Here is a 24,744-nt window from a genome sequence, read left to right on the forward strand (position 1 = left end):
GACAAGCGGCCTAGGCTGGTTAAATAACAACCAGCCGGTGAATCCCGATGAGTGCCCTGCGCCAACCCCGCGCCCCGGCAGCCAGTGCTGCTAGACCGCTCTCAGCAACCCTGACCACGCCCCTTGCCGCTGCCAGCCAGACCTACAGCTATTGCGCCCTCGATCAAGCCCAGCCGGCCAGCGCCGGACTGGCCGAAGAAGTCGCGCTGGCCATCGCCTTCAACGGCATCAGCCAGGCGGTGATGCTGGTTTCGCCCGCCGATCTGGACGATTTCGTGGTTGGCTTCAGCCTGGGCAGTGGCATTGTCGAGTCCATCGATGAGATCTATGACGTACAACTGAGCGGCACCGGCGCCGCTCGCCAGGCCGAGGTGCAGATCAGCAGCCGCGCGTTCTGGAACCTCAAGCAACAACGCCGACAACTGGCCGGTAGCAGCGGTTGCGGTCTGTGCGGCGTGGAAGCGGTGGAACAGGCCCTGCCCGAACTCGACGTACTCGCTGGCGCGCCACTGCCGCCGCTCGCCTGGCTCGACGGCCTGCGCCAGCGCATCGGCAACTACCAACCCCTCGGCCAGCACTGCGGCGCCGTGCATGCCGCCTTGTTCATGGATGGCAACGGCGAACTGCGCCTGGGCCGCGAGGACATCGGCCGACACAACGCCCTGGACAAGCTGATCGGCGCCCTCACCCGCCAGCAACTGCCGCTGACCGGCGGCCTGGCCATCGTCACCAGCCGCTGCAGCCTGGAGCTGATCCAGAAAGTCCTGCGCGCCGGCATTCAGACCCTGGTCAGCCTCTCCGCCCCCACCGGTCTCGCCGTGCAATGGGCGCGGCGCCACAACCTCAACCTGATCCACCTGCCGCACCAGAGTGCGCCGCGGGTTTACAGCCCGGAGTTAAGCCTATGAGCCACCATGCCGACCTCAACCCGAGTAAACGCTACAAACCCTACAAGGGCGCGGCTGGCGGCTGGGGTGCGCTGCGCAGCGTGACGCACTTCTGGCTGGAAAGTGACAACGCGCTGAAAAACATCCGCACCCTGCTCAAGACCAACCAGCACGGTGGCTTCGATTGCCCCGGCTGCGCCTGGGGCGAGTCGGCGGAAAGCGGCATGGTCAAGTTCTGCGAGAACGGCGCCAAGGCCGTCAACTGGGAAGCCACCAAACGCCGGGTGGATGCCGCCTTCTTCGCCAAGCACAGCGTCAGCACCTTGCGTGAGCAGAGCGATTACTGGCTCGAATACCAGGGCCGGTTGACCGAACCGCTGTGCTACGACCCGGAAACCGACCACTACCTGCCGATCAGCTGGGACGCCGCCTTCGCGCTGATCGCCAAGCACCTGCACAACCTGGAAAGCCCGGACCAGGCCGAGTTCTACACCTCCGGCCGCGCCAGCAACGAAGCCGCCTACCTCTATCAGCTGTTCGTACGCGCCTACGGCACCAACAACTTTCCCGACTGTTCGAACATGTGCCACGAGGCCAGCGGCGTGGCGCTCGGCCAGAGCGTCGGGGTCGGCAAAGGCAGCGTGACCTTCGAGGACTTCGAGCACGCCGATGCGATTTTCGTCCTCGGCCAGAATCCCGGCACCAACCACCCGCGCATGCTCGAACCGCTGCGTGAAGCGGTCAAACGCGGCGCCCAGGTGGTGTGCATCAACCCACTGAAGGAACGTGGCCTGGAGCGTTTCCAACACCCACAAAATCCGCTGGAAATGCTCAGCAACAGTGACAAGCCGACCAATACCGCCTACTTCCGCCCGGCCCTGGGTGGCGACATGGCGGTACTGCGCGGTATGGCCAAGTTCCTGCTGAAATGGGACCGCGAGGCAGCGGCCAAAGACCACTCCACGGTCTTCGACCACGCCTTTATCGCGCAGCACACCGCCGAGGTCGAGGCCTACCTGGCCGTGGTGGACGCCACGGAATGGGAGCAGATCGTCGCGCAATCGGGCCTGGCGAAAGCCGAGATCGAACAGCTCGCCCACCTCTACCGCAACGCCGAACGGGTGATCATGTGCTGGGCCATGGGCATCACCCAGCATCGCCATTCGGTGCTGACCATCCAGGAAATCGCCAACCTGATGCTGCTGCGCGGCAACCTCGGCAAGCCGGGCGCCGGCCTGTGCCCGGTGCGCGGCCATAGCAATGTGCAAGGCGATCGGACCATGGGCATCAACGACCGGCCACCGGCGTTCTTTCTCGATGCCCTGGAGCGGCGCTTCAAGTTCCACGTGCCGCGCACCGACGGGCACAACACCGTTGAAGCCATCCACGCCATGCTCGACGGCCGCGCCAAGGTGTTTATCGGCCTCGGCGGCAACTTCGCCATGGCCACGCCCGACACCACCCGCACCGCGCAAGCCCTGCGCAACTGTGCGCTGACCGTACAGATCAGCACCAAGCTCAACCGCAGCCACCTGACCCTCGGCAAGCAGGCGCTGATTCTGCCGTGCCTCGGCCGTACCGACATCGACCAACAAGCCAACGGTCCGCAAGCGGTCACCGTGGAAGACTCCTTCAGCATGGTGCATGCCTCTAATGGCCAGTTGCAGCCGCTGAGCCCGCAAATGCGCTCGGAGCCGGCGATAGTCGCCGGCATCGCCGCCGCCACCCTGGGCAAAAGGCCGGTGGACTGGCGGTGGCTGATAGAGGATTACGACCGTATCCGTGAGCTGATCGCCGATACCATTCCCGGCTTCAACGGCTTCAACCAACGGGTGCGCGAACCCGGTGGGTTCTACCTCGGTAGCGCCGTGGCGCAACGGCGCTGGAACACCCCGTCCGGGCGGGCCAACTTCAAAGCCAACAGCCTGCCGAACGATCTCGTCCACGAAGGCATCCGCGCCCGTGGCGAAGTGCCGGATCTGATCCTGCAGACCCTGCGCTCCCACGATCAGTACAACACCACCATCTATGGCCTCGACGACCGCTACCGCGGGGTCAAGGGCCAGCGCAATGTGGTGTTCGCCAACGAAGCCGATATCATCCGCCTGGGCTACAAGCCGGGGCAGAAGGTCGATGTACTGTCGTTATGGGGCGATGGGCGCGAACGTCGGGTCAGCGGTTTCACCCTGCTGGCCTTCGATATCCCGGCCGGGCAGGCCGCTGCCTACTACCCGGAGACCAACCCCTTGGTACCATTGGAAAGCGTGGGGGATGGCAGCTATACGCCGACCTCGAAGTTCGTCGCCATCCGCTTCGAGGCGGCGAGCGATAACCGGCGGATTGCCTAAAAGCCCAACTGTGCCGTGTTGTCAGGCGCAATCCAGGGGGGCCTTATTGCGCCTGGCGACACGCCCCCTGACGACCCGGCAGCAGCACCGCAGCGTTGAGATGCGGCGCGCCGAGGCATGGAATTGAAGAGGCATGGATTGAATTCGAAAAGGCGGGGACAGCGCGAGAGGATTGCGGAACTTTTCAGCCCCGTAGAACTCCCCAAACCGGCCTCACGAAATGCCGGCAATTAGGTTTTACAAGAAGCCTCAGACCGCCCAAAAAACTGCAAGTTCTCCCCTAAAAACAAATATTTACGAACCGTGAAATAACCCGTGCTACTCGTCGGCAAGCGCTTGCCAGAGGGCTGTCGGCAGGACAGGATCGCGCCGTCATCCCTCTATAGGTTCGTCTGGACATGAAGTACTCCTCGATGCTCTTGCTGTCCCTTAGCCTGGTCGGCGGTGCCGCCCTCGCCGGCGGTAATACCGAAGCCGGCGTGGGTGGCGCACTGGGCGGCGTGCTGGGTTCTGTGGTTGGCCAACAGGTTGGCGGTAGCACCGGCGCGGCCATCGGTGCTGGTGTCGGCGGCGCGGCCGGCGGTGCGGTCGGCGCACGTCGCGGCAACAAGACCGAGGCCGCCATCGGCGGTGGCCTGGGCGCGGCCGGCGGCAACGTGATCGGCACCAAAATGGGGGGTACCACCGGCGGCCTGATCGGTGCAGCCCTCGGCGGCGGTGCAGGCGGTGCGCTCGGTAACAACTACGGCGACGCCAACCGCGACGACGATGATGACTATCGCGGCGGTCGCCGCGGCTACCGCGACGATTATCGCCATGACAACGGTTACCACCGCGGTCATGGCAAAAAACACCACAAACACCGCAGACACCGTCACGACGACTGATCTGCAGCAGAACCTTTGCACTTGAAAGCGGATCAAAACCCTAACAGTGACGGACAACCATGCTCTCCTCTACGCATGGCGTGACCACCCTTCATCACGTTTTAGCCTGAGGTAATCCACATGCGTAAGTCACTTCTGCTGCTCACATTCAGCCTGCTCGCGGCCCAGCCGGTGCTGGCTGGCGACAACACCAAGGCCGCGATCGGTGGCGGTGTCGGCGGTGCGCTCGGTAACGTGATCGGCCAGCAAATCGGCGGCAGCACCGGTGCCGCGGTCGGCGCCGGTCTCGGTGGTGCGGCTGGCGGCGCGATCAGCGCCAAAAACGGCAACAAAACCGAAGCCGCACTCGGCGGCGGCCTCGGCGCAGCCGGCGGCTCGGTGATCGGCGGCAAGTTGGGCGGCACCACCGGCTCCACCATCGGCGCCGGCCTGGGCGGTGCTGCTGGCGGCGCCCTCGGCAACGACATGGCCGATGACAATGATGGCCACCAGAAAGGTCACGGCAAGAAACACAAGAAGCACAAACACGACTGAGTGCTCCGCTAACCGAACAATAAAGCCCGCCTAGAGCGTAATGCTGTTCACTTAAGCGGAGCAGCATTGCGGTTAACTGGGTAACGGGTCTTGGAAATTTTCACCGTCCTTGGTCGTGATGGCCTTGGACGGTGATCCAGAAACAACCCTCCGATGCCCGCCCGCAAAGCCGACAAGCGTCTACCTGTTGCCGACAGTGGATTGGCAGCGGCCATCACGATCAGCTGCACGGCGATGTACTGGCAAGCCGGCTTGAAGCGTATATCGGACGGGGTGCGTCCAAACGCTACCGCCGCCTGACTCGCCTCCCGACGAATGATGTTGTAGGCCAGCAGCAATCCCCAAACTTCCTGGTAGATCAGGTCAATCTTCTTGCTGCGCAGGGTTGCGGCATTCTGCTGCATGGAGCTTTTGATATCCCTGAAGCCCAGTTCAATTTCCCAGCGCTCCTGGTACAGCTCTGCAACGGCTTCGGCGCTGTAGGCGTCGGCCGGTAGCGAGGTCAGGACGGTTTTCACTTTGCCCTGCACTGCATAGCTGACTTCACGCACGTCCCAGTAGGTTGGTAGGTCTGGGTTACGCTTTCTCGCCTGCGGTGAAACCTTCATACGCAGCAGGCGATCCTGCTTGCCGTAACGGATCACCTCCTCGCTGATCAGGCCCTGACGAGCGGGGATCAACCAGTGTCGGTTGTCACCGGCCGTGGCCACTTTCAGCAGCAAATCAGCACTCCAGAAGCCTTTATCGAACAACGTGACCGAATGGTTGGGGATCTGTTGCAAAAACTCATCGGCCAGGCGCATTTCACTGCGCCGATAGGGGCTCAGCTGGGCATTCAGAATCAAATGGGAGCGCACATTCATCAAGGCTACAAGACGCATCATGGGGAAGGGCGTCTGGCGCTCGGTGGAGGTATTGCCAGACCCGAAATGGTCCCGTAGTTCAGGCGTATCGGGCGTGCGCATGAGTGCCCCGTCCACGGCAAAAACCTGCAGCCCCCGCCAGGTGTCATCGCTATAGCGTTCGCCTCCCCATTGGCTGCCAGTTTTGCGGAACAGCCACTCGACCGGCTCGGCGCCAAGCCGCTTGCGAGCCTCAGTGACACCACTTTTGGCCAGCAAGCAATCCGAAGCCAGTCCCTGGGCACAAATGTTTAGACGCCTGGCCACCTCATGGACAGGCTCATCGCGGAAGAGCGCCATGCCTAGCACCAGCCAGAGCACCTGATCGGCAGGTAGCCGACGACGGCGGATGGTGGCCTGAGAGGAAAGATCAAGCGCGGACGCCACCCACTCGATTGGGATGTTCTGGGTGAAGGTGCTCAGGTCGGAGAAGTTGAATAGCTCGCCCAGATCGAGCAGATGCTGTTGGAAAGACATAAAAAATCCGATACCAGGAAGACTGGCATCGGATTCTCGGGGAAGCCCGGCTGGCGTTCAAATGCTTAAGTGAACAGCATTACGCCTAGCGCGGGCTTTATTGTTTCGACGATTGAGCTTCGCGCAGCCCGGCCACAACCTAGGTTGCAGGCGGCAGCAAGCCCGCCAACGCCGCCCGCAAACCGTCCGGAATACTCACCGGCCGGTTGCTCTCGCGGTCGACGAATACATGCACGAAACGCCCTGCCGCACAGGCTTCGCCTTCACCCTGCTTGAACACTGCCAACTCATACTGCACCGAGCTGTTACCCAGCTTGCCGACCCGTAAACCGATTTCGATGCGTTCGGGAAAAGCGATGGAGGCGAAGTAGTCGCAGGACGAACTGACCACGAAACCGACCACAGCTCCGGCGTGAATATCCAGGCCGCCCACCTCGATCAGGTAGGTATTCACCGCGCTGTCGAAAAAGCTGTAATAGGTGACGTTGTTGACGTGACCGTAGATGTCGTTGTCGTGCCAGCGGGTACTGAGCGGCTGGAAGTGGCGGTAGTCGGCACGTTGGTGTTGATGGTCGCTCATGGGAGGTCCGTGTTGTCAGTGATTCTCTGGATTCCCGCCTGCGCGGGAATGACGATGGTGCTGCAGCCCGCCTTACCCAGCCAGCCTCCGTCGTCCTCGCGCAAGCGGGGACCCGGCAGGCGGTAATCGGCGTTACCTGGGCCGATTCTGGATTCCAGCCTGCACGGGAATGACGGCGCCGATCAATACGCCGCCTGGTAGATCGCCAGTGCATCGGCCTCTTTGACTTCGCGCGGGTTATTCACCAGCAGGCGCTGTTGCTGCATGGCCTCACTCGCCAGTTGGGGCAGCATCGCCTCGGGCACGCCGGCATCGCGCAGGCGGCTCGGCAGGCCATGACGGGCATTGAGCGCCGCCAGTTCGGCGATGAACTGCTCGGTCAGGCTCTGCGCATTGCCCACCTTGAGTTGCTCGCCCAGCAACAACGGCGCCAGCTCGGCGTACAGCGCACCGGCGGCCGGGGCGTTGAAGCGCAGCACATGGGGCAGTACCAGAGCGTTGCTCAACCCATGGGGAATATGAAAGTGCCCACCCAGCGGATAGGCCAGCGCATGCACCGCCGCCACCGGGGCGTTGGCGAAGGCCTGGCCGGCGAGGCAGGCGCCGAGCAGCATGGCTTGGCGCGCCGCGCGGTTCTGGCCGTTGTGCACCGCCTCCTGCAGGTTCGCCGCGAGCAGGCGCAAGGCCTCGCGGGCCAGCAGGTCGGACAGCGGGTTCTTCTTCAAGGCGCTGGTGTAGGACTCGATGGCGTGCACCATGGCATCGATGCCAGTGGCGGCGGTAACCGCCGGCGGCAGACCCAGCGTCAGGTCGGCATCCAGCAGCGCCAGGTCGGGCAACAGCAGCGGCGAGACCACACCCATTTTAGTGGTTGCGCCGGTGGTGATAATGGCGATCTGGGTGACTTCCGAACCGGTGCCAGCCGTGGTCGGGACCTGGATCAGTGGCAGGCGCTGGCCCTTGGCATTGCCGACGCCATAGATGTCGCTCAGCGCCTGCTTGCAGTTCGGATGAGCCAACAGGGCGACCAGCTTGGCCACATCCATCGAACTACCGCCACCGAAGCCGACGATCAGCTCGGCCCGCATCTCGCGGGCCTGTTGCACCGCGCTGAGCACAATCGCTTCCGGTGGGTCGGCCACCACTTGATCGAACACCGCGACCGCCACGCCTTCAATCACGAAGCCGGGCAGTACCTCGTCGAGCAGACCGAAACGGGGGATACCGGGGTCGGTGACGATCAGCACCGACTTGGCGCGCTCACTGCACAGGTTGGCCAAGCGACGAGCCGAGCCGGTTTCACAGATGATCTGCGCGGTGGTGGCGAAACTGAACGGGTGCATGGCGGCTCCTTCAATTGCGGTGTTTGTGTTGACCCTCCTCTCAGCTGTGGGAGAGGGCTGGGGAAAGGGCAAGATCAGAACGCGAAACTCGCCTCCGGCATCGCCATCAGGCAATCCGCGCCGCCTTGCAGGGCTTCGCGGTGGCTGCTGGCGCGCGGCAGAATCCGCCGAGTGTAGAACAACGCACTGTGCAGCTTGGCCTGGTAGAACGCCGCCTCGCCAGTACCGGCACCCAAGGCATCCTGCGCGCGGGCGGCGGCTTGCAGCCAGAGCCCGGCGAGCAGCACGTAGGAGGAGTACTGGAGGAAATCCACCGAGCAGGCACCGATTTCCTGCGGGTCGCGATTGCTCGCCGCCAGCACTTCGGCGGTCAGCGCACGCCATTCCTGCAGGCGCACCTGCAACGGTGCCACCAGCTCGCGCAACTCACTGCGCTCAGCTTGAGCGCGGCACAGCTCGCTCAACTCAGCCTGCAGGTTGTTCAGCTCCGCACCACCATCACCGAGCAGTTTGCGGCGGATGAAATCCAGCGCCTGAATGCCGTTAGTGCCTTCGTAGATCTGCGTGATGCGGCTGTCGCGCATCAGTTGCTCCATGCCCCACTCGCGAATAAACCCGTGGCCGCCGTACACCTGCACGCCGAGGCTGGCGACCTCCTGACCCATGTCGGTGAAGAAGGATTTAACGATCGGGATCAGCAACGCCACACGCTTGCTCGCCGCCTTGCGTGCATCGGCATCCGGGTGACCGTGCTCGAGGTCGAGCTGGCGGGCGGTGTAGGCCGAAAGCATGCGGCTGCCTTCCACCAGGGTTTTCTGGGTCAGCAGCATGCGCCGCACATCCGGGTGGACGATGATCGGGTCGGCGGCCTTTTCCGGCGCGGCCGGGCCGCTCAGCGCACGCGACTGCAAACGCTCACGGGCATAACTCAACGCCCCCTGGAACGAGCGCTCGGCAATCCCCAAACCCTGCAAACCGACCTGGAAGCGTGCATCGTTCATCATGGTGAACATGCAGGCCAGGCCCTGGTTGGCGGAGCCGATCAGCCAGCCGGTGGCGCCGTCGAAATTCATCACGCAGGTGGCCGCGCCCTTGATGCCCATCTTGTGTTCGATGGCGCCACAACTCAGGCTGTTTCTCGCCCCCGGCGTGCCATCGGCAGTGGCGATGAACTTGGGCACCAGCAGCAGGCTGATGCCTTTGACCCCGGCCGGCGCATCCGGCAGGCGGGCGAGCACCAGGTGGACGATGTTCTCGGACATGTCCTGCTCGCCGCCGCTGATGAAAATCTTGCTGCCGGTGACGGCGTAACTGCCATCCGCCTGCGGCTCGGCCTTGGTGCGCAACAGCGCGAGGTCGGTGCCGGCCTGCGGCTCGGTCAGGCACATGGTGCCAGTCCAGGTGCCGCTGACCATCTTCTCCAGGTAGGCGTTTTTCAGTTCTTCGCTGCCGTGCTTGTACAGCGCCAATACCGCGCCTTCGGTCAGCCCGGAATACACGCGGAACGACAGGCTGGCCGCCATCAACATTTCATGGAAGCTGGCCGCGACCATTTGCGGGAAGCCCTGACCACCATACTCCGTCGGCCCGGTCATGCTCGCCCAGCCGTTGTCGACGTACTGCTGATAAGCCTCGCGGAAACCCGCAGGGGTAGTGACCTGGCCATTCTCCAGGGTCACGCCTTCTTCATCGCTGTTGCGATTGAGCGGCGCCACCACTTCGCCGGTGTAGCGCGCGGCTTCTTCCAACACGCCATCGATCAGCTCGCGGTCCAGGCCGTTGCCGAGCTGCTCACAGTGGGCGCTGACATCGAACAGTTCGTGCAGCACGAAGCGCATATCGCGCAGGGGTGCTTGGTAGCTCATAGCTGGCCCTCCTGGATGTCGGCGAAGCGCTTGCCGCTGGCCGCCAGTTTTTCGATCAGTGCGGCCGGCTGCCACTGGTTGCCGAAGTGGTTTTGCAGGCCACGCAACCGCGCGAGAATTTCGCTGGCGCCCTGGCTGTCCGCCCAGCTCATCGGCCCGCCTTTGTCGGCGGGGAAGCCGTAGCCGTTGAGGTACACCAGGTCGACGTCATGGCTGTTGGCGGCGATGTTTTCTTCGAGGATTTTTGCGCCCTCGTTGACCAGCGCCAGCAGGCAGCGCTCGAGGATTTCCTCCGGGCCGATAGCGCGACGCTGAAAACCCAGCTGCTCTGAAACCTGCAGCACCAGCGCATCGACTTCCGGGTCGTGCTCGGCCTGGCGGCTACCTTCGGCGTAACGGTAGTAACCCATGCGCGACTTCTGACCGAAACGACCGAGGCCGCAGAGGCGATTGTCGACCTGCACGGCCGGGTCGTCCTGGCCTTTGCCGGCCAGTTCACGGGCGCGCCATTCGAGGTCGATGCCGACCACGTCATACATGCGAAACGGGCCCATGGCGAAACCGAAACCTTGCAGCGCAGCGTCGACCTGATGCGGATACGCGCCTTCGAGCAACAGCATGCGCGCTTCACGCACATAGGTGTGCAGCATGCGGTTACCGATAAAACCGTCGCAGTTGCCTGCCACAACACTGACCTTGCCGATGCGCGTGCCCAGGTCCAGGGCGGCATCCAGCACGGCTTTACCCGTCTTCGCGCCACGAACGATTTCCAGCAACTTCATGATGTGCGCCGGGCTGAAAAAGTGCAGGCCCAGCACATGCTCGGGCCGCTTGGTGACGGCGGCGATGGCGTCGATATCCAGTGCCGAGGTGTTGCTGGCGAGAATCGCGCCCTGCTTCAAGGTGGCGTCCAGGGTGCGGAAGATCTGCTGCTTGAGTTCGAGGTTTTCGTACACCGCCTCGATCACCAGGTCGGCATCCGCCAGCGCCGCGTAATCGCTCAGCGGCGTCACACAGGCCAGCCGTGCGGCGGACTGCTCGGCAGTGATGCGCCCGAGCTTGAGGTTATGCGCATTGGTGTCGGCGACCACGCTCATCGCCTGTTCGAGCATCTGCGCGTTGTTGTCCAGCCACAGCACCTGAATGCCGGCGTTGGCCAGGCTCATGACGATGCCGCGGCCCATGGTGCCGGCGCCGATCACGGCGGCTCGCTGAATATCGAAAACGGTCTGACTCATCGGGTGCTCCTGTGGAAGGCTGGGCGCTGCGCGGCAAACGCAAAAACGCCCAACACCATAAGGAACCCGGTACTATTTTTGAAATTTAGTCTTGTGATATTTGGCATTCACACAATGAATATCTCCAACTTCGATCTGAACCTGCTGCGCGTGCTCGATGCGCTGCTGCGCGAATGCAACGTTTCCCGCGCCGCCGAGCGCCTGGCGCTGAGCCAGCCGGCGGTCAGCAATGCCCTCAATCGCTTGCGCATCCTGCTCGACGATCCGCTGCTGGTCCGGGTTGGCCGGGTGATGCAACCCACCCCGCGGGCGCTGGCATTGGAGGCACCGATCCGCGCGGCGCTGCAACAGATCGAGCAAAGCCTCAGTGCCGGCGAGGTATTCGAGCCGGCCCGCAGCCGCCAGCACTTCAGCATCGCGGTCACCGATTATGTCGAACTGATCTGCATGCCGCGTCTGCTGCAGCAGCTCAGCCAACTGGCGCCGCGCATCCGCATCGACATCCGCCACCTGAGCCCGCGCCTGCCGGGCGAAGCCCTGGATAAAGGCGAGCTGGACCTGGTGCTCGGGCGCTTCGAGGAAGTGCCCGCACGCTTCGCCCACCGCCACTGGATGAGCGAGACCCTGCAACTGGCGCTACGCCGCGACCACCCACTGGCACAAAACGGCATGAACCTGGACGTGTTTCTGCAACTGCGTCACCTCTGGGTCCACGGCGGCCAAACCCGCGGCATGGTCGACCAGTGGCTCGGCGAACAGGGCCTCAGCCGCGAGATCCTCTACACCACACCGAACTACCTGCAGGCCGCGCATATTGTCGCCAGCAGCGAACTGGCCGCCGTACTGCCCAGCCAACTGGCTCGCCACTTCGCCGCCTTGCTGCCGCTGCAACTCTTCGACCTGCCCTTCCACCTCGGCCCCTTCCATTTGGAGGTCGTCAGCCTGGCCCAGCGTCAGCGCGACCCGGCCTTGCAGTGGCTGATCGAGCAGATCATGGTCATCGGCCAATCCTGAAGCGAACAGCGCAAGCCCCGCAGGAGCGAGCCCACTGCTCACACGCGGCGAAAGACCTGACCACAAGCGGGACAGCCACAAAAAAGCCGCCTATTCAGGCGGCTTCATTGCAAGCTGGTTTTTTGGCTCCCCGCCTGCGCGGGGACGGCGCTATCGGATGCTCAGTCCCTACCCAGGGCTTCCTGCTTGGCCAGGAAATCCTCTTGCAGGAGGGCGTCGGTGGGTTCTTCGCTCAGTTCTTCGAGACGCCCGGTCGACACCACTTTGGCATCGAGCCTGCCCACCAGGTGTTCGAGGGCGTGGCGCATTTTTTCCGTGGCGCCGTCCACGGCCAGACCCAACTCTTGGGCCTTGTGAGTGACGGAAATGGATTGATGGCCTTTGGGACGGGCTTCGATCTGGCAGCGCTTTTCGTCGGGGCCGGACTTGTGCGCGCTTTCATCGCTGAGATGGACTTCGACCCGGGTGAGCAGCTCATCAAAGTGCTCAAGCTTGTCCATCACTGCCGAACCTACCCACTCCTGAAGCCGAGCGCTGCCTTCGATCTGGTTGGTGTTCACGTGCACTTGCATAGAGCTACCTCGCTTTGACTACTTGTTACTTCGAGGAGATACAAGCCGCCAAGGTTCCGGCGGATTGAAGACGCTCCTCGACTCGGCTACCGCTGCGTGGCAATGCAGCGTCGACATCGCCCAGTCTTTTGCCGAGCTTAGCCCAAACCGCGCCCCGTTTGTCCGTTTGTTTACAGCTATCTTACTGCCTCCAATTGCCCGTGTTTTCAGCGCTTGGCTAACAGTGACTGGCAGTAAAAACGGGCCATTATTCGAGCCGAATCCAAAGGGTTGCCGTTTTATCGCCAATTCCGCTAAAGCCCCGCGCCTAGAAGAGCTACACTCTGGGCATGGCTAGTTGCGAGGGGGATTCCATCCTATGACGATCAGTAGCACCGTTAACCTCCCACTCAGCACCCGCGACATCCTGCGAGTTGGCGAAACTGTCAAAGCTTGGGATGAACGTGCAAATCTGGAGCAGATCTTTCAGGCCATCGGTGCCGGCCAACTATTTGCAGCAAGACAGCATAGCGCGCAGAAGGCGCGTAACGCCGCAGCAGCGTTTAGGTATATCGCACTCAGCAAAACCAGTTGAACACCCACCTGGCCCTGAGTCAGGACAGCCACCGCGCTGACGAAGACCCGTTCGAACTGCACAGCGAGGCGAGCCTGCGCCGCACCTTGGAAATGAACCAGGCGGCCAATCAGCTTGATCAGGCGCCCGTTACTCTGCGCCAACCGGTCAAGACAGTGACGGCTCATGGTGAGAACCAGCAGCCAGCGTGCCTTGAACCACTAACGCAGCGGGCTTGATGCCTTCCAATAAGGCGCCCTTTACTCATGCGTGATCCACAAAAGCCGCCGACGAGGCGGCTTTTTCATGGGTGATGCACGGGCGTCGCAATCTGGATCTTGTCGCGCCGGACACCACTCACTGCAGCGGACGCGGAGCGTGGGAACACTCGAGTCTCGAACGTGTGGGAGTGGCTTTAGCCACGCTGCATTGGCTTCGTTGCCTAGTGTTCTTCGCGGCTGAAGCCGCTCCCACAAGGCTCGGCACTTTTGGTCGGTGAGCGTGCCTACGGTCGGCGTAAGAGCCCTCGAACCACCAGGGCAGCACCCGCTCATGTGCTTCGCTGTTGGGCCCAACCGCGCACCTCGGCGTAGGGATAGGCTTCCAGCGCGGCGAAGCCCGGTAGGTTGCGCGCCTTGAGCTTGCTCAACAGCGGCACGCTGATGCCACAGAGAAAGCGAGTCAGACACTCGGCACTGGGTGAGGTGCCTTTCAATTCCTGATGGCGCTGGATAAAGGCGCCACAGAGGCCGTGCAGGTTGTGTTCGGCCAGCGGCTGCAGCGCTGGCGGTTCCGGCAGGTGGGCGACCTGGCCGTGGCAGACCGAGCAATGCCCGCAATGCATGGGCGCTTGCTGGTCGCCGAAGTAGGCGGCGAGGCGTTGGCTCAGGCAGTGCTCGGTGGCGAACAGTGCAAGCATGGCCTGGATACGGGCGATTTCGCTGCGTTCCTGTTGCTTGAAGTAACCGTGCAGTTCGGTACTGAGGGCCTCGGGGTCGAAGCCGGCGTCGAGCAGCCCATAGACATCGGTCATCTGCTTGCTTTCCAGCTCGACCCAGCCTTTCTCCTGGAAGTAATCCAGTGCCTTCACCACCCGGCTGCGCTCGGCCTGGTGCTGCAGGTAGAGCGCGTCGAAATCCACGGTGCACCAGGTACGGGCACGGCTGGAGGTCTGCACCAGGGCCTCGACGAACTGCCGCCGCTCGCCGTCGAACTTGGCCTGCAGCGCCTCGGGCTCCAGCAGGTATTTGAAGCGGTATTCGGCGAAGTAGGCATAGCGCGGGGCGATGATGCCGCGTAACTCCAACTGCACCAGCAGGGTTTTCAATGGCAGCTGGCGAATGTTGCTCTGCTCGGACAGGGCGTTGAGCATCAGTTCCCACTGCCCACCCGCGCTGCCACCGCGCAGTTCGTCGAGCACGTAGCGGATGCCCTCACGCTCCGGCGTATCGCCATAGACGAAGTTCTCCAGCACATTGAGGCTGTCGCGGTTGGCCAGCACCAGGCAGTCGGACGACAAGCCGTCACGCCCGGCGCGGCCGATCTCCTGGCTGTAATTTTCGATGGATTTCGGCAGGTCGAAGTGCACCACGTTGCGGATGTCGCTCTTGTCGATGCCCATGCCGAAGGCGATGGTGGCGACGATGCAGTTCAATTTGCCTGCCATGAACTGACGCTGGATCGCCTCGCGCTGCTCATGAACCATGCCGGCATGGTAGGCGCTGGCGGGAATGCCGCGTTGGCTCAGGTGCTGGGCAACCTGCTCGGCGGTTCGCTGCTGAGTGACGTAGACGATGCTCGGCTGCCCGGCACGGCTGCTCAGCCAGTCGACCAGCCGGCGTTGTTTGTCGCCGCCGCTCACCGGCTCCACCAACAGGTTAAGGTTGGCCCGGTAGAAGCCGGTGGTGATCACGTCCGCCGGGGCGATGGCGAACTTGGCCTGCATGTCGGCGATCACCGGCGGCGTTGCCGTGGCAGTGAGCAGCAGCACCTGGGGAATGCCGAACTGGCGCTGATAGTCAGGCAGCTTGAGGTAGTCCGGGCGAAAGTTGTGGCCCCACTCGGAAATGCAGTGGGCCTCATCCACCACCAGCAGGGAAATCGGCACCTGCTGGATAAAGCTGCGGAACCGCTCGTTCTTCAAGCGCTCGACCGAGATCATCAGGATCTTCAGCTCGCCGGCGCGGGCGCGGGCCATCACCGCGCTGGTTTCTTCGCGGCTTTGCGCCGAGTCGATGCTGGCCGCACTGATGCCGTGCTTGTGCAGGAACGTCAGTTGATCCTGCATCAACGCCAACAGTGGCGAAACCACCAGGGTCAGGTGCGGCAGGTGCAGCGCCGGTAGTTGATAGCACAGCGATTTGCCCGAACCGGTGGGAAAGATCGCCGCCGCCGAACGGCCAGCCAGCACGGCGCTGATCGCCGCCTCCTGGCCGAGGCGAAATTGTGCATAACCGAAGACACGTGCGAGGGTGCTGAACATGAGCCGTCACGCCGTTGACCGCTGAATGGCCGATGACCATAACGTGCGGGGGAGGCTGAGGCCAGGGTGGCGTGGGCCGACCCTCCCCGCAGCGTGATTCCCGAGCAGGTCAATTGCGCAACTCCAATACCGCCCTCATCGTCACCGCGCAATCGGGAACCCGACCGAGCAACAACGCGCTAACCGCCTGCCATGCCCAATGCAGTCAACAGCGCCATCCAAAAGGCCTCAGCCCGAGTGTTGCCGCCACTGGGTGACACGCCGCAACAACGCATCCAGCTGCGCCAAGGCCAGCTCGCCGGGCTGTGTGAATAGCCGCTCGAACTGCTGCTCGATCACCGTCAAGGGCTCCAGCGCCCCCGGCAGATTGAGGTGCTCGGGCAGAATCTGCTCGCCGCTACTGACCAGCAGGGCGAAGTGGATGACGTTTTCCAGCTCGCGGGTATTACCCGGCCAGCTGTGCCACTCCAGCACCTGCTGCGCCGCATGGCTGATCAGCGGCACCGGCAAACCCAGGCGCTGGGTGTAGATACCGAGGAAGTACTCCGCCAGGGGCAGGATGTCGCCGACCCGCTCGCGCAACGCCGGCAGCAGCAGACGCCCTTCGTTGAGGTAGAGGTAAAGCCGTTCATGGAACTTGCCGGCAGCCACGGCTTGGGCCAGGTCGATGCTGGTTGCCGCGACCAGACGCACGTCCACCGGGCTCGGTTGCGCGGCGCCGACGCGGGTCACCTCGCGGGTCTCCAGGGCCGCCAACAGCTTGGCCTGCAGCGTCAACGGCAGGTCGCCGATTTCGTCCAGGTACAGGGTGCCGCCATTGGCCGAGCCGAACCAGCCGGCGCGGCTACTGGCCGAACCGCTGTGCGCGCCGGCGACATAGCCGAACAGTTCCGCCTCGGCATAAGTCGGGCTGAGGCTGCTGCAGCTCAGCGCGACAAACAGCCCGGGCCGATCGCTCTCGCGGTGGATATGCCGGGCCAGCAACTCCTTGCCGGTGCCCATTTCGCCGTGGATCAGCACCGGTAGATGACTGGGGGCGATTTGCGCGACGTCTTCACGCAATTGCCGCGAACGCGCATCGACAAACACCAGTGCTTTGGCGCGAATGCTCAGCGGGCTCTTATCCGCCTCCGGAAAGGTCAGCAACGGCAGACCTGGGGTTTCAATACGACTCATGGCAGGCTCCCACCTGAGCCGAGCTGACCGCTCAGCGACTCAGGCGTGCAAAAGGACTCTCGATGCAGGGCGTGATGGGCGGCGCTCCTGCGGGGTGAATTGAGGCGAATGTTTTTCGTAAGAGCGGGCCATGCCCGCAAAAGCCCTCAAGCAAAAACATCGCGGGCATGGCCCGCTCCTACGGGTTTGACGAAGCTCAGCAACCTTTTCAGGCACGGCGCCGGGCGTGCTGTTCGACCTGGCTCTGCAGGCGGAACAGGTAAGCAAAACCTTGCTCCCAACGCCGATGCCCGGACTTCACATTGATGTGCCCGGCGCCACTCAGGATCGCCGCGTCAGCGCCCCAGTGCCGCGCCAGCTCGATGGCCCGGGCGGCACTCGCCGCCGAGTCGTTATCAGAACCGACCAACTGACTGGGAAACGGCAGCAGATCACGCGGAATCGGCGCAAAGTCTTGCAATGCATCGGGGCAACCCGGGCGCTCGACATCCGCCGGCGCCACCAGCAGCGCCCCGCGCACCCGCCGCAACAGCTCCACCGGAGCACGGGTCGCCCAGTGCGCGACCGTCACGCAACCCAAGCTATGAGCGATCAGGATCACCGGCGTACTGTCGGCAGCGACGGCACGTTGCAGTTCAGCCACCCACTCCTCGCGCTGCGGAACCCACCAATCGGCCTGCTCCACACGCTGGCTGTTCGGCAGGCTGCGCTGCCAATGACTCTGCCAATGCTCGTCGGCCGAGCCTTGCCAGCCCGGCACAATCAGATAGCGGATCGACTCGCTGCGCATGGGGTGCGCCTCCTGCAAAATGGCTGTTTCGGCGCTCAGTATAGGGACGGCTCGCATGCAACATAAGGAATAAGAAATTATTTATTTATTCTATAAATGAATATGCGTGTCGATTCTGATGCCGCAGCCGAGCCTTCCCGTCACCGTTCAACAGTCACTCCCACCTAAGACCCCGCAACCGCTTTGCCGGTACGCACCGCCCATCTGTGCCACTGCCGCGGAGCGTCGACCACCACAGCCATCCGGCACTTCGCCACACAACCTGGGCGCGAGAAGACGGTGAGTTGAATGTGGCGCCGATCAAACCTTATATTTAGTTATATAAAAATTCTTAAATAGTATTTTTAAGAATATTCAGCTTCGCCCTACTATCCGCTCCACGCCTACTGACCACGCCTCGTCAGGGGCGCTTTTACAAGGAGCAGATTGATGAGCGCACCCCTTCGAACCATTGAAGGCCAGGACGAAGCCGGCATCCTGCGCGAGATCCAGAGCGCCCTGCAGGCCCTGCGGTTTGGCTCGGTGGAGATCACCGTGCATAACGGTCAGGTCGTGCAGATCGAGCGCAAAGAAAAATTCCGCCTGCAACCGCCGAGCGGCAAGAACGCCTGAACCAGACACACCCAAGCAAGCCCGACCGGACCACCGGAGGGCGTGACCATGAGAAGCACATCGCCATGAACACGCACCGGTATTGCAGCTGTCGCCCGCGAATGCGGAGCCGACCGCACGAACGCCCTAATCAATAACAAGCCAACACCCGTATTCGAATATTTAGGAGCTGCACCATGTCCATTCGCCGTTTTGCCCTCGCCGCCCTGGCCAGCGCCCTGATCGCCGGCCCAGCCGTTGCGGCCACCGAAATCCTCAACGTGTCCTACGACCCGACACGCGAGCTGTACCAAGAGTACAACGCTGAATTCAACAAATACTGGCAAACCCAGGGCCACGAAGCTGTCAAAGTGCAACAGTCCCACGGTGGCTCGGGCAAACAGGCGCGAGCGGTGATCGACGGCCTGCGCGCCGACGTCGTGACCCTGGCGCTGGCCGGTGATATCGACGAGTTGAACAAGCTTGGCAAACTGATCCCAGCCGATTGGCAAAGTCGTCTACCGAACGCCAGCACCCCGTACACCTCGACCATCGTGTTCCTGGTGCGCAAGGGCAACCCGAAAGGCATCAAGGACTGGGATGACCTGACCAAAGCCGGCGTCGAAGTCATCACCCCGAACCCGAAAACCTCCGGCGGCGCCCGCTGGAACTTCCTCGCCGCCTGGGCCTACGGCCTGCAGAAATACGGCAGCGAAGAGAAAGCCCAGGACTATGTGCAGAAGCTCTATAAGAACGTGCCGGTACTCGACACCGGTGCCCGTGGCTCGACCATCACCTTCGTCAACAACAACATTGGCGACGTGCTGCTGGCTTGGGAAAACGAGGCCTTCCTGGCGCTGAAAGAACAGGGCGGCGAGAACTTCGAAATCGTTGCGCCATCGCTGTCGATCCTGGCCGAGCCGCCGGTAGCCGTGGTCGACAAGAACGTCGACAAGAAAGGCACCCGTGAAGTGGCGGAAGCGTATCTCAAGCACCTTTACAGCCCTGAAGGCCAGCGCATCGCCGCGAAGAACTTCTACCGCCCACGGGATGAGAAGGTCGCGGCCGAGTTCGCCAAGCAGTTCCCGACCCTGAAGCTGGTCACTATCGACAAAGATTTCAATGGTTGGAAAACCGCGCAGCCGAAATTCTTCAACGACGGCGGCATTTTCGACAAGATTTACCAGGCGCAGTAAGCGCCACATCACAGGCCCCGGTTCTTGCGCATAAGAGCCGGGGCCCTGTGCTGTAACGAGCACTGAAACCACCCCGCCAGCATCATCGTGTAAACGGAAATGCTGGCCGGGCTCAGGGCCCCAGACACATCAGTAGCCGCGGATTGGCATCCGGCTGCACCCGTTAACAAGGATTGCTATGTCTCGCCGTATCTCCCCCGTCATACCCGGCTTCGGGCTGACGCTGGGTTACACCCTGGTGTACCTCAGTCTGTTGGTGCTGATTCCCCTGGGTGCCATGTTCGTCCACGCTGCCCAGCTCACCTGGGAGCAGTTCTGGGCCATCATTTCCGCCCCACGGGTACTCGCCGCCCTGAAGCTCAGCTTCGGTACCGCGCTGGCCGCCGCCATCCTCAACGGCGTTATCGGCACCCTGCTGGCCTGGGTGTTGGTGCGCTACGAGTTCCGCGGACGCAAAATCATCGACGCGATGATCGACCTGCCGTTCGCCCTGCCGACGGCCGTGGCCGGTATCGCGCTGACCGCGCTGTACGCCCCGTCCGGGCTGATCGGCCAGTTCGCCACCGACCTCGGTTTCAAGATCGCCTTCACCCCGCTGGGCATTACCCTGGCGCTGACCTTCGTCACCCTGCCGTTCGTGGTGCGTACGGTGCAGCCGGTGCTGGCCGATATTCCGCGCGAGGTCGAAGAAGCCGCCGCCTGCCTCGGCGCCAAACCCTTGCAGGTGTTCCGCCACGTGCTGGTGCCGGCCTTGCTGCCGGCCTGGCTGACCGGCTTCGCGCTGGCCTTTGCCCGCGGCGTCGGCGAGTACGGTTCGGTGATTTTCATCGCCGGCAACATGCCGATGAAAACCGAGATCCTGCCGCTGCTGATCATGGTCAAGCTCGACCAGTACGACTACACCGGCGCCACCTCCATCGGCGTGCTGATGCTGGTGGTGTCCTTCATCCTGCTGCTGCTGATCAACCTGCTGCAGCGGCGCATCGAAACCCCATGAAAAGGAGCGCGACATGTCTACTGCAACGCTAACCGCCGCCTCCTCGGCCAACGCCGCCCGGCGCGGCAGTGCCATCGCCCGGCGGGTGCTGATCACCCTGGCCTGGCTGGTGTTCGGCCTGTTTCTGCTGCTGCCGCTGTATGTGGTGGTGTCGGAAGGTTTGAAGCTGGGCATTGGGCCTTTCTTCAGCGCGATCTTCGAGCCGGACGCGCTGTCCGCCCTCAAGCTGACGTTGATCGCCGTGGCGATCTCGCTGCCGCTCAATGTGGTGTTCGGCGTCTGTGCCGCCTGGTGCGTGAGCAAATACGAGTTCCGCGGCAAGAGCATCCTGGTGACCCTGATCGACCTGCCGTTCTCGGTGTCGCCGGTGATCGCCGGCCTGATCTACGTGCTGCTGTTCGGCGCCCAGGGCTTTTTCGGCCCCTGGCTGCAGGACCGCGATATCCAGATCGTGTTCGCCGTGCCGGGCATCGTACTGGCGACCATTTTCGTCACTGTGCCGTTCGTGGCCCGCGAGCTGATCCCGCTGATGCAGGAACAGGGTACCCAGGAAGAAGAAGCCGCGCGCCTGCTCGGTGCCAACGGCTGGCAGATGTTCTGGCATGTGACCGTGCCGAACATCAAATGGGGCCTGATCTACGGCGTGGTGCTTTGCACGGCGCGGGCCATGGGCGAGTTCGGCGCGGTGTCGGTGGTCTCCGGGCATATCCGCGGCGTCACCAACACCCTGCCGCTGCACGTCGAGATTCTCTACAACGAATACAACCACGTCGCCGCCTTCAGCGTCGCCAGCCTGCTGCTGATCCTGGCGCTGTTCATCCTGCTGCTCAAGCAGTGGAGCGAAGCCCGTTTAGCCCGCCTACGTCACAGCGACGCGGAGGAATAATTCATGAGTATCGAAGTCCGTAACGTCAGCAAGAACTTCAACGCCTTCAAGGCCCTGAACGACATCAACCTGGATATCCAGAGCGGCGAACTGGTGGCCCTGCTCGGCCCGTCCGGTTGCGGCAAAACCACTCTGCTGCGGATCATCGCCGGCCTGGAAACGCCCGATAAGGGCAGCATCGTGTTCCACGGCGAGGATGTGTCCGGGCATGACGTGCGCGATCGCAACGTCGGTTTCGTGTTTCAGCACTACGCGCTGTTCCGCCACATGACAGTGTTCGACAACGTCGCCTTCGGCCTGCGCATGAAGCCCAAGCACGAGCGGCCGACTGAAAGCCAGATCGCCGTGAAGGTTCACGAACTGCTGAACATGGTCCAGCTCGACTGGCTCGCCGACCGCTACCCGGAACAGCTCTCCGGCGGCCAGCGCCAGCGTATCGCCCTGGCCCGTGCCCTGGCGGTGGAGCCGAAAGTGCTGCTGCTCGACGAACCCTTCGGCGCGCTGGATGCCAAGGTGCGTAAAGAGCTGCGCCGCTGGCTGGCGCGCTTGCACGAAGACATCAACCTGACTTCGGTATTCGTCACCCACGACCAGGAAGAAGCGATGGAAGTCGCCGACCGCATCGTGGTGATGAACAAAGGCGTGATCGAGCAGATCGGCTCGCCGGGCGAGGTCTACGAGAACCCGGCCAGCGACTTCGTCTACCACTTCCTGGGTGACTCCAATCGCCTGCATATGGGCGACGATCACCACCTGCTGTTCCGCCCCCATGAGGTTTCGCTGTCGCGCAACGCCGTGGAAGGCCATCAGCCGGCCGAAGTCCGCGATATCCGCCCGCTGGGTGCGATCACCCGCGTGACCCTCAAGGTCGCCGGGCAGGATGAGCCGATCGAAGCGGAAGTGGTCAAGGACCATGACAGCCTGGCGGGCCTGGCACGCGGTGAAACGTTGTACTTCAAACCCAAGGTCTGGCAACCGCTGACCGGTCTCTGAGCCCGCGTGGCCGGCCTTGAACGCCGGCCACGACTCACTACACTCAGCTCCTAGCGCTACACACACGGCCAGCCGTGGCCGCGGCAGCCCTCCTTGAGCAAGGAAGTTCACTGACATGAGCCTTTTGCGCCGCAGCCTGCTGGCTCTGTTGCTGGTCATCACCCAGGGTCAGGCAGAAGATCGGCTCACCCCTCCCGTGCGCGTCGGCTTTCTGGAGTTCCCGCCCTACTCTTACCTGGACCCCCTCGGCAAACCCGCCGGCTCGATGATCGATTTTGCCGAACGCCTGTTCGAACTGGCCGGGCTGCCGGTCGAGATGACGCCCTATCCGCCTGCGCGGCTGTACAAGAACCTGCTGGATGGCTCGACCGAAGTGACGCTCGGCGCCCTGGGCAACCCCCTGCTGCGCGAACACACACTGAACGGCAGCGAAGTGATCGGCTCGCTCGACCTCAACCTTTACTACCCCGCTGGCCAACCGCCGCCGCGGCTGCCGCAGGACCTGCTCGGCAAACGCCTGCTGCTGATCCACGGCTTCACCTACTGGGCTCCGGAAGCCCGCAAACTGCTGGAGGACCAGAGCCTCGGGCTGGCGCTGCAAACCATCCACAGCCACCTGGTGGCCATCGAACTGCTCGACAAGGGCCGCGCCGACTACCTCCTCGACTACCAGATGCCGGTCGAAGACGCCCTGCAGCAAAGCCAGCGCCCGCCGCTGCCGGCGCTGACGTTGCACAGCCTGCCGCTGGGGTTGATCTTTTCGCGCCAACCCAAGCGCAGCGAACTGCTGCGCCAACGCCTGGAGGCCGCCTACCAGCAGCTCAAGGCCAGCGGCGAACTGCAGGAGTGGCGCCGGGCCATGCGCCTGCAAGTCGTCACCCCGCACAGCGAGACGCAAGCGTTTTAACGTCAAGCCAACGCCCTGAGCGCCGCTCATTCACTGTGTAAATCAACCTTTCGGGTTATTTGCGTCAGCCACAGGCAGAGTAGGCTTGTACCGTGGTCAGGCGGGCGTTGCCCCGGCCCGACTGCTCACAACAACAATAATAAGGAGCACCTTGGCATGCGTTGTAAGCCTTTGGTTCGCAACATACTCATCTGCACTCTTGGGCTAGTGGCGAGCCTCTGGCTGCCGACTATGGCTCAAGCCCAGACGCCCCAGGAACAGATGCAGGTCTATGCCTGCCGCGCCACCAGCAGTTTGCTGCTGTATCGCGGTGAGGGCTTCCAGACCGACTATGCCCAGCGCGTGGACAGCGACCTCGCCGCCCTCGCCGCAGCGCTGCAAAGCAGCTCGCAGATGAGTGACGGGTTACGCCAAACCCACCAGGAACTTGTTACCCAGATTCGCCGTGGTGTTTCCTTCGGCCCCAATGAGGAGGATGTGCCCTGGGCTTACCAGAAAGAGCTGAGCAAGGCGCTGCGCGACTTTCTGCTGAGCGCCCATGGTCTGAGCGCCGAAACCGCGCAGGCCGAATTGCCGGTCAAGGTCGAATACCTCTCGGTGCAGTACCTGTTCCGCTCCTACATCGGCAGCTTCGAGCTCGCCCGCGAACACGGCGAGCAGTACCTCGGCCAGGATGAACGGGTGCTGGTTCCGGATATCGACAACCAATTCATGAGCATGAACGACAAGGACGGCCCGGCGATCGGCAAAATCAAAACCCGCTGGAGCTACCTGAAGGTCGCCCTGAACGACATGAACAGCGGTGTCAGCGCCCTGACCAGCAGCTCTGGCCGGCCATTCGCCCCCACCACCGTGGATCGCCACGCGCGCACTCTGACCGAGCAGTTGATGAGCTTGAACTGAGCCAGCACGCAGGTTGGCGCTCAGCGCCGACCTGCGTGCCCAAACGCTTCAGACCAGGGCTTTGGGAGCGCGGATGCAGGTGGGGCCGGCGCGCTCTTCGACCGCCAGGCGGACTTCATCTCGCAGGCCGAGCAGGAACGCCAACTCGGCGACCACGAACAGCGGGCCGATCATCAGCCCCATCACGTCATCGACGAAAGCCGGCTTGCGGCCCTCGTAGTAATGACCGATGAACTGGATGATCCAGCCGAGCACGAACAACCCGACGCTGGCACTCAACCAGATCAGGGTCGATTGCACCGCCAGCACCTGGCCACCCCACAGGCTGAGGCCGAGCAGCGCCGTCATCAGCAGGCCGAAACGCAGATCCAGGCGCAGGTAGAACACTGCCGAGGCCAAGGCGGCGAGCAGCGCCGGCGACCACCACAGACCCAACGCGGACAATCCGGGCCGGGACAGCAACGCGGTGACGGCAAAGACGATCAGCGGTACACCGATGAAGTGAGTGAAAATATTGCGCCGGTCACGGTGATAGGTCGCGTATTGGCCAAGGTGATCAATCAGGGTTTTCATTTTTGTTATTCCTCGGGGTTTGCTCAGCCGATAATGCCCCCTAACCACGC

At 62.9% G+C, this 24,744-nt stretch carries 24 protein-coding genes; 14 read left to right on the forward strand and 10 right to left on the reverse strand.

Going from position 1 to position 24,744, the window contains the following annotated elements; translation table 11 throughout:
• Window positions 1-47: 47 nt before the first annotated feature.
• The 4 genes from fdhD (at window position 48) to AC3IYG_RS21685 (ending at window position 4,656) form a co-directional block, all read left to right on the forward strand.
• Entirely contained in the window at window positions 48-908 is an 861-nt protein-coding gene (gene fdhD / locus AC3IYG_RS21670; RefSeq protein WP_489311531.1) for a formate dehydrogenase accessory sulfurtransferase FdhD, read from the forward strand.
• On the forward strand, window positions 905-3,235 hold the full coding sequence (locus tag AC3IYG_RS21675; RefSeq protein ID WP_489311532.1) for an FdhF/YdeP family oxidoreductase: 2,331 nt from the start codon (window positions 905-907) through the stop codon (window positions 3,233-3,235). The genes fdhD and AC3IYG_RS21675 overlap by 4 nt, the downstream gene beginning before the upstream one ends.
• Window positions 3,236-3,633: 398 nt before the next feature.
• Entirely contained in the window at window positions 3,634-4,122 is a 489-nt protein-coding gene (locus tag AC3IYG_RS21680; protein WP_489311533.1) for a glycine zipper domain-containing protein, read from the forward strand.
• Between the two features lie 120 nt (window positions 4,123-4,242).
• Window positions 4,243-4,656, forward strand: a complete 414-nt coding sequence (locus AC3IYG_RS21685; RefSeq protein ID WP_489311534.1) for a glycine zipper domain-containing protein — start codon at window positions 4,243-4,245, stop codon at window positions 4,654-4,656.
• 47 nt (window positions 4,657-4,703) lie between these two features.
• Here the strand turns inward: AC3IYG_RS21685 and AC3IYG_RS21690 are convergent, their stop codons facing one another.
• From AC3IYG_RS21690 to AC3IYG_RS21710, 5 genes are all read right to left on the reverse strand, one after another.
• Entirely contained in the window at window positions 4,704-6,035 is a 1,332-nt protein-coding gene (locus AC3IYG_RS21690; RefSeq protein WP_489309617.1) for an IS4 family transposase, read from the reverse strand.
• Window positions 6,036-6,174: 139 nt separating this feature from the next.
• Window positions 6,175-6,615: an acyl-CoA thioesterase gene (locus AC3IYG_RS21695; RefSeq protein ID WP_489311535.1), complete on the reverse strand. Its 441-nt coding sequence runs from the start codon at window positions 6,613-6,615 to the stop codon at window positions 6,175-6,177.
• Window positions 6,616-6,797: 182 nt separating this feature from the next.
• Window positions 6,798-7,958: an iron-containing alcohol dehydrogenase gene (locus tag AC3IYG_RS21700; RefSeq protein ID WP_489311536.1), complete on the reverse strand. Its 1,161-nt coding sequence runs from the start codon at window positions 7,956-7,958 to the stop codon at window positions 6,798-6,800.
• Window positions 7,959-8,032: 74 nt separating this feature from the next.
• Window positions 8,033-9,823, reverse strand: a complete 1,791-nt coding sequence (locus tag AC3IYG_RS21705; protein ID WP_489311537.1) for an acyl-CoA dehydrogenase C-terminal domain-containing protein — start codon at window positions 9,821-9,823, stop codon at window positions 8,033-8,035.
• Complete coding sequence (locus AC3IYG_RS21710; RefSeq protein WP_489311538.1) at window positions 9,820-11,061, reverse strand: 3-hydroxyacyl-CoA dehydrogenase; 1,242 nt, start codon at window positions 11,059-11,061, stop codon at window positions 9,820-9,822. The genes AC3IYG_RS21705 and AC3IYG_RS21710 overlap by 4 nt, the downstream gene beginning before the upstream one ends.
• A gap of 114 nt (window positions 11,062-11,175) precedes the next feature.
• On the opposite strand from AC3IYG_RS21710, the gene AC3IYG_RS21715 reads away from it, so the two are divergent.
• Complete coding sequence (locus AC3IYG_RS21715; protein ID WP_489311539.1) at window positions 11,176-12,075, forward strand: LysR family transcriptional regulator; 900 nt, start codon at window positions 11,176-11,178, stop codon at window positions 12,073-12,075.
• Between the two features lie 161 nt (window positions 12,076-12,236).
• Here the strand turns inward: AC3IYG_RS21715 and AC3IYG_RS21720 are convergent, their stop codons facing one another.
• The gene (locus AC3IYG_RS21720) at window positions 12,237-12,647 is read right to left on the reverse strand and encodes an HPF/RaiA family ribosome-associated protein (RefSeq protein ID WP_489311540.1); all 411 of its coding nucleotides are present in this window, start codon (window positions 12,645-12,647) and stop codon (window positions 12,237-12,239) included.
• A 358-nt stretch (window positions 12,648-13,005) separates the two neighbouring features.
• On the opposite strand from AC3IYG_RS21720, the gene AC3IYG_RS21725 reads away from it, so the two are divergent.
• Together AC3IYG_RS21725 and AC3IYG_RS21730 are read left to right on the forward strand one after the other, a co-directional pair.
• Window positions 13,006-13,221, forward strand: a complete 216-nt coding sequence (locus tag AC3IYG_RS21725; protein ID WP_489311541.1) for a hypothetical protein — start codon at window positions 13,006-13,008, stop codon at window positions 13,219-13,221.
• Window positions 13,218-13,439 carry a hypothetical protein gene (locus AC3IYG_RS21730; RefSeq protein ID WP_489311542.1) on the forward strand — a complete coding sequence of 74 codons (222 nt, stop codon included), beginning with the start codon at window positions 13,218-13,220 and terminating at the stop codon, window positions 13,437-13,439. Before AC3IYG_RS21725 ends, AC3IYG_RS21730 begins: the two co-directional genes overlap by 4 nt.
• A gap of 311 nt (window positions 13,440-13,750) precedes the next feature.
• On the opposite strand, the gene AC3IYG_RS21735 is transcribed toward AC3IYG_RS21730, so the two are convergent.
• The 3 genes from AC3IYG_RS21735 to AC3IYG_RS21745 form a co-directional block, all read right to left on the reverse strand.
• Window positions 13,751-15,682 carry a RecQ family ATP-dependent DNA helicase gene (locus AC3IYG_RS21735; protein ID WP_489311543.1) on the reverse strand — a complete coding sequence of 644 codons (1,932 nt, stop codon included), beginning with the start codon at window positions 15,680-15,682 and terminating at the stop codon, window positions 13,751-13,753.
• 228 nt (window positions 15,683-15,910) lie between these two features.
• Entirely contained in the window at window positions 15,911-16,858 is a 948-nt protein-coding gene (locus tag AC3IYG_RS21740) for a sigma 54-interacting transcriptional regulator (RefSeq protein WP_489311544.1), read from the reverse strand.
• 208 nt (window positions 16,859-17,066) lie between these two features.
• On the reverse strand, window positions 17,067-17,648 hold the full coding sequence (locus AC3IYG_RS21745; protein WP_489311545.1) for an alpha/beta hydrolase: 582 nt from the start codon (window positions 17,646-17,648) through the stop codon (window positions 17,067-17,069).
• 429 nt (window positions 17,649-18,077) lie between these two features.
• On the opposite strand from AC3IYG_RS21745, the gene oscA reads away from it, so the two are divergent.
• The 7 genes from oscA (at window position 18,078) to AC3IYG_RS21780 (ending at window position 24,121) form a co-directional block, all read left to right on the forward strand.
• Window positions 18,078-18,260, forward strand: a complete 183-nt coding sequence (gene oscA / locus AC3IYG_RS21750; protein WP_489311546.1) for a sulfur starvation response protein OscA — start codon at window positions 18,078-18,080, stop codon at window positions 18,258-18,260.
• Window positions 18,261-18,436: 176 nt separating this feature from the next.
• On the forward strand, window positions 18,437-19,435 hold the full coding sequence (locus tag AC3IYG_RS21755; protein WP_489311547.1) for a sulfate ABC transporter substrate-binding protein: 999 nt from the start codon (window positions 18,437-18,439) through the stop codon (window positions 19,433-19,435).
• Window positions 19,436-19,613: 178 nt separating this feature from the next.
• Entirely contained in the window at window positions 19,614-20,432 is an 819-nt protein-coding gene (gene cysT / locus AC3IYG_RS21760; RefSeq protein WP_489311548.1) for a sulfate ABC transporter permease subunit CysT, read from the forward strand.
• A 13-nt stretch (window positions 20,433-20,445) separates the two neighbouring features.
• Entirely contained in the window at window positions 20,446-21,318 is an 873-nt protein-coding gene (cysW, locus tag AC3IYG_RS21765) for a sulfate ABC transporter permease subunit CysW (RefSeq protein ID WP_489311549.1), read from the forward strand.
• 3 nt (window positions 21,319-21,321) lie between these two features.
• Window positions 21,322-22,311, forward strand: a complete 990-nt coding sequence (locus tag AC3IYG_RS21770; RefSeq protein WP_489311550.1) for a sulfate/molybdate ABC transporter ATP-binding protein — start codon at window positions 21,322-21,324, stop codon at window positions 22,309-22,311.
• 115 nt (window positions 22,312-22,426) lie between these two features.
• Window positions 22,427-23,218, forward strand: a complete 792-nt coding sequence (locus tag AC3IYG_RS21775; protein WP_489311551.1) for a substrate-binding periplasmic protein — start codon at window positions 22,427-22,429, stop codon at window positions 23,216-23,218.
• A gap of 156 nt (window positions 23,219-23,374) precedes the next feature.
• The gene (locus AC3IYG_RS21780) at window positions 23,375-24,121 is read left to right on the forward strand and encodes a hypothetical protein (protein WP_489311552.1); all 747 of its coding nucleotides are present in this window, start codon (window positions 23,375-23,377) and stop codon (window positions 24,119-24,121) included.
• A 48-nt stretch (window positions 24,122-24,169) separates the two neighbouring features.
• On the opposite strand, the gene AC3IYG_RS21785 is transcribed toward AC3IYG_RS21780, so the two are convergent.
• Window positions 24,170-24,694: an Mpo1 family 2-hydroxy fatty acid dioxygenase gene (locus AC3IYG_RS21785; protein WP_489311553.1), complete on the reverse strand. Its 525-nt coding sequence runs from the start codon at window positions 24,692-24,694 to the stop codon at window positions 24,170-24,172.
• Window positions 24,695-24,744 lie beyond the last annotated feature (50 nt).

The sequence above is a fragment of the Pseudomonas sp. KH_027 genome (genome assembly GCF_057838565.1).

Excerpts from the sequence above, each read along its gene's own strand:
- fdhD (WP_489311531.1), top strand. The coding sequence starts at position 48 with ATGAGTGCCCTGCGCCAACCCCGCGCCCCGGCAGCCAGTGCTGCTAGA.
- AC3IYG_RS21675 (WP_489311532.1), top strand. The coding sequence starts at position 905 with ATGAGCCACCATGCCGACCTCAACCCGAGTAAACGCTACAAACCCTAC.
- AC3IYG_RS21680 (WP_489311533.1), top strand. The coding sequence starts at position 3,634 with ATGAAGTACTCCTCGATGCTCTTGCTGTCCCTTAGCCTGGTCGGCGGT.
- AC3IYG_RS21685 (WP_489311534.1), top strand. The coding sequence starts at position 4,243 with ATGCGTAAGTCACTTCTGCTGCTCACATTCAGCCTGCTCGCGGCCCAG.
- AC3IYG_RS21690 (WP_489309617.1), bottom strand. The coding sequence starts at position 6,035 with ATGTCTTTCCAACAGCATCTGCTCGATCTGGGCGAGCTATTCAACTTC.
- AC3IYG_RS21695 (WP_489311535.1), bottom strand. The coding sequence starts at position 6,615 with ATGAGCGACCATCAACACCAACGTGCCGACTACCGCCACTTCCAGCCG.
- AC3IYG_RS21700 (WP_489311536.1), bottom strand. The coding sequence starts at position 7,958 with ATGCACCCGTTCAGTTTCGCCACCACCGCGCAGATCATCTGTGAAACC.
- AC3IYG_RS21705 (WP_489311537.1), bottom strand. The coding sequence starts at position 9,823 with ATGAGCTACCAAGCACCCCTGCGCGATATGCGCTTCGTGCTGCACGAA.
- AC3IYG_RS21710 (WP_489311538.1), bottom strand. The coding sequence starts at position 11,061 with ATGAGTCAGACCGTTTTCGATATTCAGCGAGCCGCCGTGATCGGCGCC.
- AC3IYG_RS21715 (WP_489311539.1), top strand. The coding sequence starts at position 11,176 with ATGAATATCTCCAACTTCGATCTGAACCTGCTGCGCGTGCTCGATGCG.
- AC3IYG_RS21720 (WP_489311540.1), bottom strand. The coding sequence starts at position 12,647 with ATGCAAGTGCACGTGAACACCAACCAGATCGAAGGCAGCGCTCGGCTT.
- AC3IYG_RS21725 (WP_489311541.1), top strand. The coding sequence starts at position 13,006 with ATGACGATCAGTAGCACCGTTAACCTCCCACTCAGCACCCGCGACATC.
- AC3IYG_RS21735 (WP_489311543.1), bottom strand. The coding sequence starts at position 15,682 with ATGTTCAGCACCCTCGCACGTGTCTTCGGTTATGCACAATTTCGCCTC.
- AC3IYG_RS21740 (WP_489311544.1), bottom strand. The coding sequence starts at position 16,858 with ATGAGTCGTATTGAAACCCCAGGTCTGCCGTTGCTGACCTTTCCGGAG.
- AC3IYG_RS21745 (WP_489311545.1), bottom strand. The coding sequence starts at position 17,648 with ATGCGCAGCGAGTCGATCCGCTATCTGATTGTGCCGGGCTGGCAAGGC.
- oscA (WP_489311546.1), top strand. The coding sequence starts at position 18,078 with ATGAGCGCACCCCTTCGAACCATTGAAGGCCAGGACGAAGCCGGCATC.
- AC3IYG_RS21755 (WP_489311547.1), top strand. The coding sequence starts at position 18,437 with ATGTCCATTCGCCGTTTTGCCCTCGCCGCCCTGGCCAGCGCCCTGATC.
- cysT (WP_489311548.1), top strand. The coding sequence starts at position 19,614 with ATGTCTCGCCGTATCTCCCCCGTCATACCCGGCTTCGGGCTGACGCTG.
- cysW (WP_489311549.1), top strand. The coding sequence starts at position 20,446 with ATGTCTACTGCAACGCTAACCGCCGCCTCCTCGGCCAACGCCGCCCGG.
- AC3IYG_RS21770 (WP_489311550.1), top strand. The coding sequence starts at position 21,322 with ATGAGTATCGAAGTCCGTAACGTCAGCAAGAACTTCAACGCCTTCAAG.
- AC3IYG_RS21775 (WP_489311551.1), top strand. The coding sequence starts at position 22,427 with ATGAGCCTTTTGCGCCGCAGCCTGCTGGCTCTGTTGCTGGTCATCACC.
- AC3IYG_RS21780 (WP_489311552.1), top strand. The coding sequence starts at position 23,375 with ATGCGTTGTAAGCCTTTGGTTCGCAACATACTCATCTGCACTCTTGGG.
- AC3IYG_RS21785 (WP_489311553.1), bottom strand. The coding sequence starts at position 24,694 with ATGAAAACCCTGATTGATCACCTTGGCCAATACGCGACCTATCACCGT.